Here is a 15,766-nt window from a genome sequence, read left to right on the forward strand (position 1 = left end):
CGAGATAGGCCGAGCGTGAGAATTGGTCCCAATGTGTGCTGGGAAGATGGGCGGCATCACGATGGGCAACAGCTCGATAGTAGGCGCCGATCCGGTCGTTACAAAGAATGTGCCACCGAATTCGATTGCCATCGTTTACTGGTTAAATATCCTTCCGACGTCAAAAAAATGATGTCTCATTACATCTTCTTCACGCTCATGGCGCTGGCGAGCGTGATCACCCTCGGCAAGTCCGCAATCCTGGCCGGGATACTTTCTCCGATCGACTTCGCTCAATATTCGGCCGCTTTTGCCTTTGTCGGGCTCCTCACGAGCGCGGTCAGCTTCGGCCTCGCAGAGGGCATGGTCAAGAGATTCACGCGGCTGGTCGCGTTTGGCCGCTCCGAAGAATTGCGCCGGACTCTTAGTTCGGACGTACGAAGGCTCGCGTGGAGGCATTTGGCGGCATTCGGTATCATCACACTGATCGCTCTCGCATTCTACGGCCCTCGAACAGCGATCGCGGCCTCCGCCGTCGCCGTGCTGGCATTCGCTGCGAATGCTTTCGCGGTTTCAGCTTCGCTGTTCAGGGCTTACGACAAGCTGTTCGTCATGAGCGCATCGGCGATCTTGCGCACGGTTTGTGCACTGGTGTTCTGCGCGACGTTCGCATCGCTGTTCGACTGGGAGGCCGGCCTCTGGGCAGAAGCCGTGTCTTCCGCGCTGGTCGGCCTCGCCGTTCTGTTCTATCTCCGCGTCCTCATTCGCTCGCGAGCCGACGCGCCGACCCTGGGCGCCGCAAATAGGGATTCGTTCATCAGCCACGATTCGGACGGCACATGGCTCTTTGCCGCGATAAGCACCGCGCTTATTCCCATCAGCTTCGATCGAAGCTGGGTGCTTCATTTTGGCTCCGAAACGGATGGCGCAAAATACGCGTTTTGTAGCATTTGGTTAAGCGCGGCCTATACGGTGACCAGCATCTTCATGCAAAAGTGGGGCCCCGATTTCATCCGCGCGCGAATCGCCATTGGGATCGGCATGCTGAACGCCGCGCTGGTTCGCGCGGCTGAAGTGGGCGCATTGATGGCGATTGGCGCGACAGCTTCCTTCGTGCTTCTTTACCAAGTCTACCCTGACACCTTTTGGGTAAAATACAGACTATCCTGGATCGACGCAACCTGCACGATTGTAGCCGTGACCCTACAGCTCAGTCCGGTTTTCGACTGGGCCTTGATCGCGCTTGACGCCGAACGAGCGGTCCTTGCCGCGGCCGTCGCCTTCGCGCTCACCTGGGCAGTACTCTTTCTCATCGTTACTGTTTTCCAGTTGGGCTTCCCCGGTTATGTGCTGTCGATCGCCGCCGCGCGAGCGGTCCAGGTGATCGTCGCAGCGGTGATGATCGTACAGAAGGAACGCGTGGGTGGTCCGCACAGATGATTGACCAGGGAGCTTCCTGCATCCCAGTCTGCGTGCCAGCAACAGGGAAAAATTTCTTTACGACCCCGATTCCGGTGTGCGTACCGTCAACGTCCGGCTGTCCATATCGGGCAACGATCAGCCCTTTCGCCCGACCCGGGGGCGACCAGGAATCTATTTTCCTGACGAGAGTACGCGGGCGGGAACTCCGCCCACGACCTCTCCGGGACTTACGTCGCTGACGACCACGGCGTTCGCACCGACCACACAATTGCTCCCCAGGACCACGGGCCCCAGCACCTTAGCCCCGGCGGCGATGGTTGCGCCATCCTCAACCACCGGCCTTTGAGCCAGGTCGTAGTCCCAGTCAGCCATTTTAGCCCCCAGCGTCACCTGTTGGTAGATGGTCACGTTGGCCCCGATCTTTGCGGCGCCAAGGATAATGCCATTCGTGTGTGGTATGATCAGGCCAGGGCCAATTTTGAGACTGCTGGGGATCTCCATGCCGAACAGGCCAAAATTCAACAGGGATGTCAGTTTTCCGAGCCGGTGCCAGCCTGTTCTGTGGAATGCATACGCCCAGCGGATCAGGACGATATGAGCGAACCTGGGCGAGAACGCGTCGGTCCATTTCCGGTTTCGGGACGGTTTGCCCATTGCAACCATCAACCGTTGCCAGTCGGCGTCGAGCAGCGCGCGAACGCCAGGTTCCGAATACGACATTAGCGCCGGCCGGTGCAGGACTTACGCGGTGATTGCCGCACATGTGAGCTGACAAACACTCTGATCCTCTCGCTTGACTTTGACCGTTTCCAATGTTTAGCGGATTGCGTCACAGTCAGTAAAGCCCCGGCAGGCGGCCGATGGCATTCGCCAATTCCGGAAAGCGCAGGTAGCCTTTTCCATTGACCAAAGCAGCCTTATCAGATCCCTCGGGAATCCTTGTTTTTTGTCGCCCGTATCTGGTCGACGATTTCAAGGCCAATTTCGCTGCGCTCCCGCGCGGGGAGAAGCTGTTCTTTCTCACCGACGGCAGGAAAAAGGGGACCGACGACACGCGTGAGGCATTCTATCGCCATTTGCGATCCGGGCGGCCTGCGGCATTGCTGGATGCAGATCAAAGCGACGATTGCATTCGGCGTTGCCGCCTCCTGCGCAACCTAAACCGGGACGACGCCGAGCGACGGCTTCATGCAATGGCGGCTACGCTTCAGGAGTGGCTGGACCGCTTGAATCCCGAGGGCGTCATCTGCCACTGGGTGGACGAATACGTGACGCATCTCCTCAGCATCCTGGCCCGACGGCGCGGCATTAGGTTTGTGGGCTATGCCTACTCGCTATTTCCAGGCCTTCTCCAGCTCACCAGCTCTGCGAATGGCGATGCATTCGACATCAGGATTCCGTCTTCAAACGAGGTCGAGAAAGCCATTGCCGCCGTGGTGAAGCCATTCTTCCGGCAGGACTACAACCAACGCCTGAACTATTCGCTGCGCCGCCACGTACTCGGCATAGGTCGCTACTATGTCAAGCGTATTGTCTTTCTCGCCAAAGGATATTTAGAGCGCGATCCTCTTCATGTGCATTATGCGATAACTCCCTACTTGGCTGAGCGGCGCAGAATTCGGGACTTTCCATCCGCGAATTGCTTCAGCAACGACTGGCAATCCGAGCTAACCTCCCTACAGAAGAAGTCGTCCTCTCCAACTGTATTTATGCCGCTGGCCTATTTTCCCGAAGCGGCAATCGACTACTGGATCAAGGATAAATCGATCATAGACTATGACAATAAGACGGTCGAGATCGTCGATGCACTATCAGGGGACTGCGTGGTGGTCATCAAGGAGCACCCGCATATGCTCGGGACGCGCAACGCGGTGTTCTACGAGCGGCTCAGGTCTATCCCCAATGTCGTGATGGTGCCGCCGCTCGAATATTCGGCGGAGGTTATGGCAAGAAGCGATGCGGTATTGCTGGGCGCCGGCAGCGTTGGCGTCGAAGCCGCACTTCGCGACAAACCCATATTCACTTTCAGCAACACGAGCTATTGGTTTGCGCGGTCGGGCGCTGTTTATCTCGACCTTGCGTCGATCGACAATTGGGCCGAAACTATCGTCGTGGCTCTCCGGTCGGCTCGCACCTTGTCGGAGACCGAGAAGCATGATTTCATCAGCGCCTGTCTCGCCAGCTCAGTTTTCCCCCGCTCAGGGGGGCGACGATGGCCACTGATCGATCCGCAGCATCTCGCGATGCTGCTCGAAGCAGTGCGAAAGAGGCCGGTCTCGCCGAGACAGGTCGGGGGGGTGGAGTGCAGCCGAACAGGATAGAACGTACCTCCTTCTTCGAGGTGAGACCCGGCTTCGATGCGATCCGCTATCTGACGAGCTTCGGACTGCTCACGCTCTTGGCGCGCCGTGCCCGCAAGCGGCCCGCAACGATGTTTGTCGAAGTATCGAGCACGGTCGATCGGCATATCCTGTCGGAGGGCCTGTTCGAAAAGGGCGTGATAGAGACGTTACGCTACGTCCTTTCCCGCTCCGGCACCACGGAGCTGATGATCGATATCGGCGCCAACATCGGTAACCACAGCATCGCGCTGGCGCCGCTGTTCCGGCGCGTGGAAGCGGTCGAGCCACATCCGATTCTCTATCGGGTGCTGGAGGCCAATGTATTGCGCAACCGGATGTCGCATTTGTCCTGCCACAATTTCGGTTTGGGCAAGACCGAGGGAATCGTGACACTGGAGGAGTCTCCGGACGAGCATTCCATCAGCCGCGTTGCCGAGAGGTCTGTACTGCCGCCGGAAACGTTCGGCTTGTCGGGAGAGCAATTCGGAAATCGATATTCTATCCAACTTAAGTCGGCACATGATTTCGTGGCGCAATACGCAGACCAGCTCTCTCGCGCGTTCATCAAGATAGACGTCGAGGGGATGGAACAGGAGATCATCGAGTCCCTTGAGCCCCTCCTGCGGCAATACAGGCCACTCGTGGGTTTCGAGCTCTTCACAAAGGCGCAGCCCAATCTGGTCAACATTGCGCGCGCGATACCAGGCTATGAGCTACATGCCATTCGAATGCATGACACCGGGCGCTCCAAGATTTGGCGATCTCTGAAGCTACTCTTGAAGGGTAGAAAGAATACGTTGGAACCCGTCGATCCCGATCGATTGGACGAGGTCTACCCGCTGGTGTTGATGGTGCCGGTCCCTTTCCAAGCGAAAAATCAACAGAGCTAACTAATCTCCTCGGATGTAACGTAGCTCAATTGATGGCGGCTGCTGGCGGCGGCAATATCGAGCGAAGTCTCTCAGGTTTAATTTTTGGTCAAGGGCTGTCACCAGCGCTCGCTTGATTGCGGCCGTATTCTCGAGCCGCGACGCAGCGCAAGCGGAAAGCACTGCTAGGAGCCATCGATATAGTCGGGATAGCCGGGAGTCATATAGCAAAGGGCTACTGCCGCCGTAGATGCCGCAAGGAAGATGCCAGGCTTTTTAGCGCTAGGCAGGTTCGTGAACGCGCCAAGGCACCAGATCACCGCCAAAAACCAGAAACGACGGTGGTCGATGCCAGTCCATACGGCGAACACCACCAAAGCATAGCCGATCGCTCTCGCTTGCAAGTTTCGTCCGAATGTCAGCATCGCACCACCCGCAGCGGCGATGTAAAGCTTCCAATGTAGAGAGTCCAAAGCGGGCCATCCACGATTGTCAGTCCGTTGTAAAGCAGGAGACTTTGCGCGAGTTCAGTGAGCCGAAGCGAAATACCGGACGCGCGAAGAGTGCCGAGGGGCTCCCCTTCGATCCTGGTAACCCGAATAGCTGAATTGTCGCCACGACTGCCACGCTCAGCACGATTGCAAATAGAAGCGGTGGGTAAAGGCGGGCGATGCGGTCGAGGAGATAATCGATAGGGTCAAAAGAGCCGTTCCTGCGGATATTGGAAACGATACTGGCGACAATCAGCCGTCCCGACAGTAGGAAGAAAGCCAACACCGCAAAGCGTGCGGCCCAGCCGGATGCCATGTCTGCCCACGAGCCTGCGCCGTAGAGCCGCCAAAGGAAGGACTGAGCAACGTGTGCGGCTAACACGACAATCGCGGCCACGCCACGAACCACGTCAAAATGGAGGGTATTTTTGTGGTCCACGAGCGCCCCGGACAAGTGCACTCGCCCATACCCCTATCGTTCACGCCCGCCCAGCGCAAGCCGGAAGGTTGCCCGTGACTTGCCCGCTTGAGAACCGCGCCGGCTGACATTGAGGTTGCCCGGACATTAGCTTGTCGGGGAGATCGCAGCCCCAGCGGATCGTCGGTTAAGAGCTGACCTTGCGGGCAAGACGATAGGCGCGCGCCATCGTGTAGAAACTATGGTGTTCAGGGCCGATATCATTGATCGTCGAAGCATCGACGACTCTGACAGTCGATTCATCAGACGCCAATCCTGCCGCGTTCAAAGCGCCCAGGTCGATCGAGTGGTGAAGGTGGATACCGCGGAGGAACAAATCCGGTCTCCGGGTCCTGAGCAGCGACGGCCAGGGAAGTGACAAGCGAGACACAGCTTGCGCAGCGTTGTGGTCGACCGGGTTCAAAGGAGCATTCTCTCGAGAGACGTCCAGCGCGTTGTGGACCAATATCTGCGCATAGACACTCAACACGGGCGAACGCGGGAACAATCCAAATTTGTTAAAGAGCGCTTCGGCCACCAACCCAGGCGAAGTAGTCTTTAGGAGCCTGACCAGCGCGCTGTTCGTCGGGAGCCCGTATACCGCCCTCTGCTCGATCCCGCGATCGAGCGTGCGGTAGTCGAAGCGCGCAGGTCGCTGCGTGAGCAGCGCATCCCCATCTGAGCTGAATTCAAAAGCGAGCCAAAACCCGTCCCTCGCCCTTTCCACCTGCGGTGGAGAATAGTCCGGCGTGTGCTGGTGGATCTGTCCCGCATAGCAAATGATATGATCTGATATGAATGCTCGCCTGAGATCGGGGTCGACGGATCTGGACAGGATTTTGGGCGAATTGAGCACGCCTGCCGCGATCCAGAGCCGCCTCGACTTGAACGTTTCATCGGCAACCAAGACCCTTTGGCCGCCGCCACCCATGTCAAATCGATCCACGGCGAGCTTCACAAATCGCAGATTGTCACCACGCTCGCGCGACAATCTCTCCCATTCCTGCTGCGGCCGCACTGGCCTCCTCGGTACAAAAAGCCAACGTTCGCCGATCTTCTCCCGAATTGAAGTTAGCGGATAAAAATATTGAAAGAGCTCGGCAATTTCGCTGTGGGACTCGCGCGCATAGGGAGCCCTCAATGCCGTCGGGATGACGCCGTGCCAAAAGTTGCCTAGTCCCCCAACCCCGCTATAGGAGGTGGGGATGGATTTCTGATCACCATAGAATTCCAGTTGCCCTGTATCGAGCCCGCCAAGAACGAGAACTTTTCGGGATGCCGCAAGCCCAAGGGCAGTCGCAAGCGCCGCCAGCCCAGAGCCAACTATAATGTCGTCGTAAACCACGTCTTGTTACTCAGATAAAGGTAGCCATACCATCTATATCCCATTCCTCGCAGGACGAAATCTACCGGGCGGAGAACACAAGGCCATTTTCGCAGCACGCGCATGGCGTAGCCATAGAGCCTGAACGCAATCGCCTCCGCCTCGCTTCTGAAAGGGCGTTCGCAAGGCTTGAACAGGCAAACCTCCTGTTCGACAGTGTCGGGCCATCGCGGCGCCAGCATGAAACCGGCCAAATCATCGTAGCTTGTCGCGATCGTTGCGCCAGCCGGCAGTTCGGAGACTCGGTCGAATATTAGGCCGATGGTTAGAATGCGAGCGTTCAGCCTCTCGCGCGCCAGGTTCCGCGCCAGCAGCTTCGCCGTGGGATAGTTGTAGCATCGAGTATACGGAACGACGTTTGTCGTAGCCGACGAAACATAGACGTACTCGGCGACGCCAGCGCGTGCTAGTTTTTCGATCAGCGCTGCGTTCTCGCCCACCTTCCTGGAATACGCAAAAACCCACAACCGATCGGTCGGCAGAAGTCTAGCATTGTCAATCTCGGTGTGGCCGAGTGCAACTTGAAATTTTGCAGCGATATCCGACCGTCTCGCCAATTCGCGCCAAACAGTCGAATTTTTCCCGACAATGACCTCGCGCTCGATGTTCCCTGCGACGCCTAGCTTCATCCCTGCGATTTCCTGCTAACTGCCGCTCTACAGAACGCTCGTCTCATTTTGATGGCGGCAATGCATTTGCCAGCCTTACGAGCCTCAAAATCGGACGTACTTGAGAAGGGCGTTGCAGGTATACAGAGAGAAATAGATGGACGAGCTTGCAATGCTGAGGCCCTCGATCTCTCGATAAGTAGACCAGACCTTCTTTGCCGAATTGACCTTACTGCGCGATACTGATCCTTTCAGCACCCGGTAGCGCATAAGATCCTCCTGCAGGGCGTTAGCTACGTGTCCGGCGCGAAGCAATTTCAGCCAGAGGGCGAAATCGTCGTAGTAGGTTTTCGTCATCCGAAAATCTCCGGTCTGTTTCCGATCGACCATTGCCGTCGAAGTTGCGATCGCAGTGTTGCCAAGCAACATGCGGTAAGTGAGCCGGTCCGGCACCTTGATCAAGCGCCCTTCGTTGTCACCATCCTGATCGACCCGCCTGAACTGGGTATAGCTCAGCGCCGCTCCTGAACGGCGCATGAAATCGAGTTGACGCTCGAGCTTGGTCGATAGCCACCAATCGTCACTGTCCAGAAAGGCGATGAACCTGCCCTGCGCCTGCCGGAGCGAAGCGTTGCGCGCCATTGCGGGTCCTTGATTGGTGGATTGTGCGATCAACTTCACTCGCTGATCCCGCTCGGCGTACCGGGCAACGACTTCCCGCGTCTCGTCGGGTGAGCAGTCGTCAGTTACTATCAATTCCCAATGGCGATAGGTCTGCTGCTGAACAGATGTAATGGCCTTGTCTAGGTATTTAGCGGCTCGGTAGGCAGGGGTGATAATTGAAACGAGATCGACCATGTGGAAGAGTTCCTACGCAGCTTTCAACCATCGCCTTTTCAACGCCATCGGAGGCGTTTTGGTCGGGGTGACGCATTACGATCCTGGCGTCAACAATAACCCTTAAGCTTCGGCAGGGATCTGTCCTGCATTCGCTGGGCTGGCATTTTACTCTATGAAGCCGAAACATATTTGGAGTGGCGGACTTAGGTACTACAATACCATAGAGACGACAAAGAGGTTGCTAACAAGAGCCATATTGATACCACTTCCGATCCGAGGCACCTCAACGATAATTTGACGAACTGGAGAGCCGATGTCGCTTGACCAATACCGCAACAGTCGCCTCCTCGTTACAGGGGGGGCGGGTTTTATAGGTTCGCATTTGTGCGAGCGATTGCTGATCGAGGGCGCCGAAGTCGTATCAGTAGACAACTACTTCACGGGCAGCCGCCGCAATATCACGCACCTTCTTCAAAACCCGTTGTTTGAAGCGGTGCGCCACGACGTCACCTTCCCGCTCTACATCGAGGTCGACGCGATCTTCAACCTGGCCTGCCCGGCCTCGCCGATCCACTACCAGCGCGACCCCGTGCAGACCACCAAGACTTCAGTGCACGGCGCCATCAACATGCTCGGCCTCGCTAAGCGGCTCAAGGCGCGGATCTTCCAGGCTTCGACCAGCGAGGTCTACGGCGATCCGCTGATCCATCCCCAGACCGAGGATTATTGGGGGAACGTCAATCCGATCGGCATCCGCTCATGCTATGACGAGGGCAAGCGCTGCGCCGAGACGCTGTTCTTCGACTACTGGCGCCAGCACGGCCTGCCGATCAAGGTTGCGCGCATCTTCAACACCTACGGCCCGCGCATGCAGCCCAATGACGGGCGCGTGGTGTCGTCCTTCATCGTCCAGGCGCTCAAGGGCGAGCCGATCACCGTGTTCGGCGACGGCGAGCAGACCCGTTCGTTCTGCTATGTCGACGATCTCGTCGAGGCAATCATACGCCTGATGGCGACCGGCGATGACGTCACCGGGCCGATCAACATCGGCAATAATTCGGAGTTCACCATCCGCGAACTCGCCGAAAAGGTGATTCAGCTCACCGGCTCGCGCTCGAAACTGATCTTCCAGCCGCTGCCGCAGGACGACCCGCGCCAGCGCCAGCCCGACCTGACCAAGGCAAGAGCAGCACTGAACTGGGAGCCGAAAGTCGCTCTCGAGGACGGGCTGAAGGAGACGATCGCTTATTTCAAGCGCACGCTTGAACTCGCCTAATCCCGCCCGCAGCGTCCGTTGTCGACCATGAGCGCAGCGCCAGGCATCACCAGCGATCTGCGGGCCCGCCTCGATTCGAAGGCCGCGCTGGCGACCCTGGTGCTGCTGCACAGCCTCGTCACCTGCCTGTCGCCGACAGAGGCGGCGACCTTCCAGTCCTACATCAACTTCAACCCGGCGTATCTCTTGAGCGGCCGCAGTCCGCCGACTAGCGCACTGCCGAGCTTTTCACCACGTCCGCGGTCAGTCGGGTGAAGTCTGCGACGAACGCCTTCACGCGCTCCTCGAGGTTCGGCAGGATGTCCCGGCTGGCCACGGGATCGGCGGACTGTGCGACCTGCAACAGGTGATTGGCCAAGGCGTCGCTATCGCGAATGCCGAAATAGCGCGCCTGACCCGCGGTCTGTTCGCGATGGACATCGAGGTCCGACAGAATCATGGGCACGCCGAACGACTTTGCTTCCTCGACGCTCGTGCTCCACCCCTCACACTCCGAAGGATTGATGAGAGCCATCGAAGCCCGCAGGAGCGCGTAGACATGATCCAGCGGAACCATCCCGAGATGCCGGAAATTCGTCTCCAGACCTCGCGCCTTGACCTCTCGCATCATCGCTTCGAAAAGACCGGGCTCGCGGTAGTCCAGCGTGCTCCCCGACGCAGCAACAACGATATCCAGCCCCCGGCGTTTCACCAGCGCGAGCGCATCGATGACGACTTGGTGATTCTTGTGCCGCCAGAACTGATTGGGCAGATAGAAATAGCGATGCGGCAGGCCATAGCTTGCGATCACCTCAGATGGATTCGTGGTGAGCAGGCCGGCTGGCGGCTCGGTCGCAAACCGGACCACCGAGACGCCGTTCGAAGCACGCGGATAAAAGCGCCTGAAGTCGCCGAGCGCGTTGTTGCTGCTCAGCATGATATGGCGCCCGGACGCGATCTGAACCCGAAAGCCCAGATCACGCCGCCAATAGGCGCTCCTGGAGAATAGATGCGGCAGCAAGCGATGCTGGAAATCCGGAAACCAGGCGATCGCGGGGAACGGCAGGCGCCAGCCAAAGAAGCGCGCAGCTTCGAACACCATGTCGATCTTGTGAGTTTTGAATTCGGCGACGGCAGGCCCATCCAAGCCAAAGGCGATCGCGCGGGCGAGGTCCGACGGATAGGCGAGACCGGTCGCGGGGTGATCGAACACCGGAGAACGCACGACCTCGACCGCGGGAATTCCGGCCAGCGCCGCGATCTCCCCGTCCTCGTCCGCCGTTCCGGCGAACAGCACGGGTGTCACCGTTCCCGGCTCGTACCTGTTCAGCGCCTCGAACAGGTTGCGTTGATAATTGTAGCCTCCCGCCCATAGACCGCATGGGATGTTGGCGAATGCGATCCGCAACGGCGCGCGCTCAAGCACCGACTCGGCCCTTGAACCATGCGACATAGTCTGCAAGGCCGCGCTCCAATGGAATGCGCCAATCGAAATGCATGTCGCGCACGATCGCATCATCCGCTCGCAGGCTGACCGGATCGCCAGGCCGGGCAACACCGGAGAAGTGCACGGCCGTGCTGCTGCCCCAATGCCTGATCAGGCCGTCGGCAATAGCCGCTACGCTCGCCCCCTGTCCCGACCCGCCATTGATCGCACGAAAGCCGCCATGCGGCGTCGTTTCGGCGACCCGCGCCAGCAGGCGGACGACGTCGCGAACGTCGGTCCAGTCCCTGATCTCTGCGCCTGTCCCACCGAGGGAGAGCGGCTGCTCGGCATTCTTGAGCCGCCGGCAGATGTCCCACAGCAGTTGCTTGCGATGGTTGGGGCCGTAGACCGAGAACAGCCGCACAACGGTGCAGCCGATCTCGAAGCTCTGGGTGAAGCTGCGGCACAGCTGCTCCATCATCAGCTTGTGATGACCATAGGGCGACATCGGCGCCAGCGCCGCACTTTCGGGAATCGGACCCGTGTGATCGGCGCCGTAGACAGCTGCGCTCGACACGACGATCAGCCGGCTCTTGGGTGAAGAGCTTCGAAGCCATTCCAGCAGACGCGCAGTGCTGGCCACGGTGCGCGAAAAGTCCTCGTACGGGCGCTCGATCGACAGCCCAACTGACGACCCGCCGGCGAGATGGAAGACGTGCGACGGCAGTCCGTGCATGGCGGCGAGCGCATTCAGATTGGCCGCGTCGACTTCACCATTTATCCAGGTCTGCAAACCGAGCGCGCGCGCACCGGCCGGATCGAGGGCACCGTGGCCAACGCCATGAACCTCGTACCCGGCACCCGCCAACTCGCGAACGAGATGGCGACCGATGAACCCGTTCGCACCGGTAACCCAATTGGACATGGCGTTACTTTGCGTGCCGGTGATTGGCTTGAGAGCACATTTCAGTCCTCGTCGTCATAAGTGCCCCTTCATCGCTCGTCCGGCGACAGTTCCCTGATGATCGTGGCAGGATTACCTGCCACGATGGAATACGCCGGAACGTCCTTGGTGACCACCGCGCCCGCGGCCACAATTCCTCCCACCCCGATCGTCACACCCCGCATGACCATAGCGCAAGCACCGATCCAGGCATCGTCGCAGATCTTGATCGGACGATCGTCGAGCGAGAGTTGCCGCGGGTGCCCCAGGGTAAATATCTGCTTCGCCTGCTCGTGACGCTCGCTGGCGCGGATCGGGTGCGAGAGATTRTCGAATATGTTCACGGAATGTGAAATCAGGACGCGGTTTCCGATGTCGATCGACGCCCCCGACCAGATACGCGTGCCCACACCGACATAGCACCATTCTCCGATCGTAATGCGTCCGCCGTGACCGAGAACCATCAGTTCGCCCCTGACGTGCGAACGACTGCCAATGACAATCCTGTCGCTGTCGCCGAACGCGTTCCTGATCCGCGCGCTATGAGCCAGAAATGCGCCTTCGTGAAAGCGGCAGGTCGCCCGCCCGATCAGGCGCTGGGCAATATAGTGAAGGTTGAGGCCATCGACGGCACGCGCACACCGGCGAACAAACGTTGAAAGGGCGGACATCAGCACAGCCTCTCACACCGCCGGGCCGAACTTTTTCGGATTCTCAATTGACACCCCCGGAGCCCGGCTCCCGTCCCTTACGCGATCTGGAAATTGAGATTCATGCAATCGATCGAAAAGACGCCGCAGCGAACGCTATAGCACGGCTAAAGGCGCCCTATGAGGTTTCCAAACGCTTTCCATTGCGCATCTTTGCTGTAAATCTCGCGGATGCGGGCTCGGCCGAGCGCCGCGATTTCGGCCGATCGAGGCCAGTCCTGCAGACTTTGCGAGATCACTTCGGCGGCCTGCTCCGCCGTATCATAGGTCTCTATGGTGACACCATCCTGCATGCCCTCCAGATATCTCCCTGCGTCTGACACGAGTAGGGCACCGCACCCCATTGCCTCGAAGCAGCGCATGTTACCGCGGTCTTCGCCGGACATGTCGATCGCACCGTTCAGGACGATCCTGGACGAACCGATCAGCTCATAGAGATCCCTCCCGAACACAGGCGGCCGGGCGATGGCCGCGACCGCATCGGGACGCCTGTGCTGCCGCAGCGGCAGCAAACGGCCGATGGCACTCTCGGCGAGCCTGGTCAGGCGCGACGCGTCGAGACAAAACGCAACGTCGTAGGTGTCCGCCAGATGCGCAACCCGCTCCAGCGTCCTGGCCCGCGCGCGATGATGTCTCGAATAACCGCCGACAAAGACGACGTCGATCGTACGTTCACCGTGGCCATACTCATCCATCACGGGATCGTGCGCCGGAAAGAACGGCTCTCCCCGACATCCCTTGCGGCGCCACATATCGAGGATCGAAGGAAAATTTCCGAGCACGGCGCCATAGGCCGTAAAGTCGGCATTTCCCGACGGTGCCGCGCGCCAGCACACAGTCGTCTTCACACACCCGGGTAGCTTGGCGACGAACGCGCTCGGATAGCGCACCGGATCGAGGTTGTAGAACACCTCGGTCGCATGATGCTCGATCTGCGCGAGCAGAATCGCCTCCAGCGTCGGCTCGCCCGACATACCCTGCTCGCGGGCCCAGCGGCGCTGCAGGACCTCGTCGTCGCCATTGGTAAAGAAAGCCGCCGGCGATCCATCGAGCACCGGCTTCAGGATATGTGCCGCGCCGAACCGGTCGTTCAGAGCCACCGCGCGGCGCCCGTCGAAGCTGACGGTCTTTGCCGCGAGCATGTTCAACCGCGGCAGATAGGAGGCATAAAAACAGCTATTTTGGAACAGGCGCATCTTTTACGCGTACCTCGCCAACATCCATTTCATGTTCAGATACGGCCAGATCCGTCCGACCGCCTCCCAATCCCACGACTTCGACGCCGTCAAGCGGCCGACCGCGCTGCGCAACGCGGCTTCATCTACCAGTTCGGCAAAAGCCGGCACATTCCGGTCGAGCAGGTCGGCCGCCCAGCCGGCCAAGGGCCCGTTCAGCCATTCCGGCATCGGCGAATTGAAGCCGACCTTGCGGCGGGCCGTGCGGATCGACTCCGGCATCAGACTGGCCATCGCGCGCYGGGCGACAGCCTTGGTGTAGCCGTCCGCCGACTTGCTGCTTTCGGGAAGCGCCATCGTGTAGGTCACCAGGCGCCAATCCATGAAGGGCATGCGGACTTCGACACCGTGAGCCATCGAGAGGCGATCGAAATTGCGCAGGATCGTGGGCAGTACCGTGCTGTGAAACATGCGGTACAGCCGCCGGTTCAGGCCGCCCCATTCACGCGGCAGTACATCGTCTTCCGCCACCAGCGGAAGCGGGAGCGGGACATCACGCAGGCCACCGCGCAGAAAATACATGCCCTGACGCTTCAGGGCCAGCATGCGCAGCACGTCCACGGCACGACGCACCAGCGGCGACCGCGAAGCCAGATCTTCTGCCGCATTCCGGATTCGGAACGCTGCCGTCTGCCCTTCCTGCAGATAAGCGCCCATCAACTCGTCGGCCCCGTGACCGTCGAGTGACACCGTTACGTTGCTTTGTCTCAATTGCCGGTAGATCAGCCACACCGCGCTCGGCAACCCGATATAGACGTCATCGAGGTCGTCGAGAATCCGGTCGATATCCACCAGCGCATCGCCTCGTCCGATTTCCAGGAAAGTGGGTTCGACCGCGGCCCAGGCGGCAGCCTCCTCGGCCATCGGCCGCTCGTCGTTCAAGGCCCCCGGGAACGTCGCGACGAAGGCGTGACGCCAGGCCGCGCTATCGCGTGGCCCCATCCCGGCCTGCTCGTGCGCCGCCATGGTGCAGATCACCGCGGATGAATCGAAGCCTCCGGACAAGCACGTCCCGATCGGTACGTCGCTGCGCATCCGCAGCGCCACGGCATCCTGGAAGAGCTCGCGAAAGCGGGCAACACGTTCGGGTTCAGTGGCCGGCACCGTCGCCAGATGATCCACCGTGCGCCACCATCGCCGGGCACTGACCTTGCCCTGGCGCAACCACATGCAGTGACCGGCCTGGAGGCGGCGAACTTGCCGAAACAACGTCCGCTCGCTTCCCTCGATCCCGAAGGCGTCTAGCAGCAGCCGGCGCGCCACCTCCATATCGACGGCGGGATCGACCAGTCCGCTGCGGACCAACGCCCGCTGCTCGGAGGCGAAGACAAATCGCTCCGGCGACATGGCATAGAGCAGCGGCTTGATGCCGAAGCGATCGCGCGCCAGGAACAGCTCCCCGGTGCTGATGTCAAAGATCGCGAGTGCCCACATCCCGTTGAAGCGCGGCAGCATGTCTTCGCCCCAGGCGCGCCAGGCGGCCAGGATCACTTCGGTATCGGACTGGCTCCGGAACACCGCGCCTTGCGCCTCCAGTTCGCGGCGCAGCTCGAGGAAGTTGTAGATCTCGCCGTTGAAGACGATGACGTGGCGGCCGTCCGCCGACAGCATCGGCTGATAGCCGCCCTCACCGGGATCGATGATCGCGAGGCGACGGTGGCCGAATGCGAGAGCCCGGTCCGCGCTGAACCAGGTCCCTTCACCAAACGGACCGCGATGCGCGATCAGGCTTGTCAGTCGCGAGAGGTCGGCCGGCTCGACCGCATTGCCGCGCAAATTGACGATTCCGGCGATTCCGCACATGT

16 protein-coding genes are annotated in these 15,766 nt (G+C 59.8%); 5 read left to right on the forward strand and 11 right to left on the reverse strand.

Annotated features, from left to right (window positions below; translation table 11 throughout):
* Positions 1–168: 168 nt before the first annotated feature.
* On the forward strand, positions 169–1,419 hold the full coding sequence (locus tag AB4Z51_RS27855; RefSeq protein ID WP_441498395.1) for a hypothetical protein: 1,251 nt from the start codon (positions 169–171) through the stop codon (positions 1,417–1,419).
* 153 nt (positions 1,420–1,572) lie between these two features.
* Here AB4Z51_RS27855 and AB4Z51_RS27860 read toward each other — a convergent pair whose 3' ends face one another.
* On the reverse strand, positions 1,573–2,121 hold the full coding sequence (locus AB4Z51_RS27860) for a serine O-acetyltransferase (RefSeq protein ID WP_441498396.1): 549 nt from the start codon (positions 2,119–2,121) through the stop codon (positions 1,573–1,575).
* Between the two features lie 182 nt (positions 2,122–2,303).
* Between AB4Z51_RS27860 and AB4Z51_RS27865 the strand changes: the two genes are divergently transcribed.
* A complete protein-coding gene (locus AB4Z51_RS27865) occupies positions 2,304–3,722 on the forward strand; it encodes a hypothetical protein (RefSeq protein WP_441498397.1) in 1,419 nt (472 codons plus the stop codon).
* Positions 3,704–4,633 carry an FkbM family methyltransferase gene (locus tag AB4Z51_RS27870; protein ID WP_441498398.1) on the forward strand — a complete coding sequence of 310 codons (930 nt, stop codon included), beginning with the start codon at positions 3,704–3,706 and terminating at the stop codon, positions 4,631–4,633. The genes AB4Z51_RS27865 and AB4Z51_RS27870 overlap by 19 nt, the downstream gene beginning before the upstream one ends.
* A 164-nt stretch (positions 4,634–4,797) precedes the next feature.
* On the opposite strand, the gene AB4Z51_RS27875 is transcribed toward AB4Z51_RS27870, so the two are convergent.
* The 5 genes from AB4Z51_RS27875 to AB4Z51_RS27895 form a co-directional block, all read right to left on the reverse strand.
* On the reverse strand, positions 4,798–5,037 hold the full coding sequence (locus tag AB4Z51_RS27875) for a hypothetical protein (RefSeq protein WP_441498399.1): 240 nt from the start codon (positions 5,035–5,037) through the stop codon (positions 4,798–4,800).
* Positions 5,038–5,104: 67 nt separating this feature from the next.
* A complete protein-coding gene (locus AB4Z51_RS27880) occupies positions 5,105–5,557 on the reverse strand; it encodes an acyltransferase family protein (protein ID WP_441498400.1) in 453 nt (150 codons plus the stop codon).
* A gap of 151 nt (positions 5,558–5,708) precedes the next feature.
* A complete protein-coding gene (locus AB4Z51_RS27885; protein ID WP_441498401.1) occupies positions 5,709–6,905 on the reverse strand; it encodes a hypothetical protein in 1,197 nt (398 codons plus the stop codon).
* On the reverse strand, positions 6,884–7,573 hold the full coding sequence (locus AB4Z51_RS27890) for a hypothetical protein (protein ID WP_441498402.1): 690 nt from the start codon (positions 7,571–7,573) through the stop codon (positions 6,884–6,886). Before AB4Z51_RS27890 ends, AB4Z51_RS27885 begins: the two co-directional genes overlap by 22 nt.
* A gap of 84 nt (positions 7,574–7,657) precedes the next feature.
* Complete coding sequence (locus AB4Z51_RS27895; protein ID WP_441498403.1) at positions 7,658–8,410, reverse strand: glycosyltransferase family 2 protein; 753 nt, start codon at positions 8,408–8,410, stop codon at positions 7,658–7,660.
* 295 nt (positions 8,411–8,705) lie between these two features.
* Between AB4Z51_RS27895 and AB4Z51_RS27900 the strand changes: the two genes are divergently transcribed.
* Complete coding sequence (locus tag AB4Z51_RS27900; RefSeq protein WP_441498404.1) at positions 8,706–9,668, forward strand: UDP-glucuronic acid decarboxylase family protein; 963 nt, start codon at positions 8,706–8,708, stop codon at positions 9,666–9,668.
* A 27-nt stretch (positions 9,669–9,695) separates the two neighbouring features.
* Complete coding sequence (locus AB4Z51_RS27905; RefSeq protein ID WP_441498405.1) at positions 9,696–9,923, forward strand: hypothetical protein; 228 nt, start codon at positions 9,696–9,698, stop codon at positions 9,921–9,923.
* Here AB4Z51_RS27905 and AB4Z51_RS27910 read toward each other — a convergent pair.
* From AB4Z51_RS27910 to asnB, 5 genes are all read right to left on the reverse strand, one after another.
* Positions 9,877–11,055 carry a glycosyltransferase family 4 protein gene (locus AB4Z51_RS27910; RefSeq protein WP_441498406.1) on the reverse strand — a complete coding sequence of 393 codons (1,179 nt, stop codon included), beginning with the start codon at positions 11,053–11,055 and terminating at the stop codon, positions 9,877–9,879. The genes AB4Z51_RS27905 and AB4Z51_RS27910 overlap by 47 nt on opposite strands.
* A 10-nt stretch (positions 11,056–11,065) precedes the next feature.
* Positions 11,066–11,998 carry an NAD-dependent epimerase/dehydratase family protein gene (locus tag AB4Z51_RS27915; protein WP_441498407.1) on the reverse strand — a complete coding sequence of 311 codons (933 nt, stop codon included), beginning with the start codon at positions 11,996–11,998 and terminating at the stop codon, positions 11,066–11,068.
* A 68-nt stretch (positions 11,999–12,066) separates the two neighbouring features.
* Positions 12,067–12,687, reverse strand: coding sequence for an acyltransferase (locus AB4Z51_RS27920; protein WP_441498408.1), 621 nt, complete (start codon positions 12,685–12,687; stop codon positions 12,067–12,069).
* A 146-nt stretch (positions 12,688–12,833) separates the two neighbouring features.
* Positions 12,834–13,922: a glycosyltransferase family protein gene (locus AB4Z51_RS27925; protein WP_441498409.1), complete on the reverse strand. Its 1,089-nt coding sequence runs from the start codon at positions 13,920–13,922 to the stop codon at positions 12,834–12,836.
* Between the two features lie 3 nt (positions 13,923–13,925).
* A complete protein-coding gene (gene asnB, locus AB4Z51_RS27930; RefSeq protein WP_441498410.1) occupies positions 13,926–15,764 on the reverse strand; it encodes an asparagine synthase (glutamine-hydrolyzing) in 1,839 nt (612 codons plus the stop codon).
* Positions 15,765–15,766: the final 2 nt, after the last annotated feature.

The organism is Bradyrhizobium sp. 2TAF36 (genome assembly GCF_052114925.1).
Taxonomy (GTDB): Bacteria; Pseudomonadota; Alphaproteobacteria; order Rhizobiales; family Xanthobacteraceae; genus Bradyrhizobium; species Bradyrhizobium barranii.

What these genes read in the sequence shown, in the direction of transcription:
- AB4Z51_RS27855 (WP_441498395.1), top strand. Translation starts at nt 169, where the DNA reads ATGATGTCTCATTACATCTTCTTCACGCTCATGGCGCTGGCGAGCGTG.
- AB4Z51_RS27860 (WP_441498396.1), bottom strand. Translation starts at nt 2,121, where the DNA reads ATGTCGTATTCGGAACCTGGCGTTCGCGCGCTGCTCGACGCCGACTGG.
- AB4Z51_RS27875 (WP_441498399.1), bottom strand. Translation starts at nt 5,037, where the DNA reads ATGCTGACATTCGGACGAAACTTGCAAGCGAGAGCGATCGGCTATGCT.
- AB4Z51_RS27890 (WP_441498402.1), bottom strand. Translation starts at nt 7,573, where the DNA reads ATGAAGCTAGGCGTCGCAGGGAACATCGAGCGCGAGGTCATTGTCGGG.
- AB4Z51_RS27895 (WP_441498403.1), bottom strand. Translation starts at nt 8,410, where the DNA reads ATGGTCGATCTCGTTTCAATTATCACCCCTGCCTACCGAGCCGCTAAA.
- AB4Z51_RS27900 (WP_441498404.1), top strand. Translation starts at nt 8,706, where the DNA reads ATGTCGCTTGACCAATACCGCAACAGTCGCCTCCTCGTTACAGGGGGG.
- AB4Z51_RS27905 (WP_441498405.1), top strand. Translation starts at nt 9,696, where the DNA reads ATGAGCGCAGCGCCAGGCATCACCAGCGATCTGCGGGCCCGCCTCGAT.
- AB4Z51_RS27915 (WP_441498407.1), bottom strand. Translation starts at nt 11,998, where the DNA reads ATGTCCAATTGGGTTACCGGTGCGAACGGGTTCATCGGTCGCCATCTC.
- AB4Z51_RS27925 (WP_441498409.1), bottom strand. Translation starts at nt 13,922, where the DNA reads ATGCGCCTGTTCCAAAATAGCTGTTTTTATGCCTCCTATCTGCCGCGG.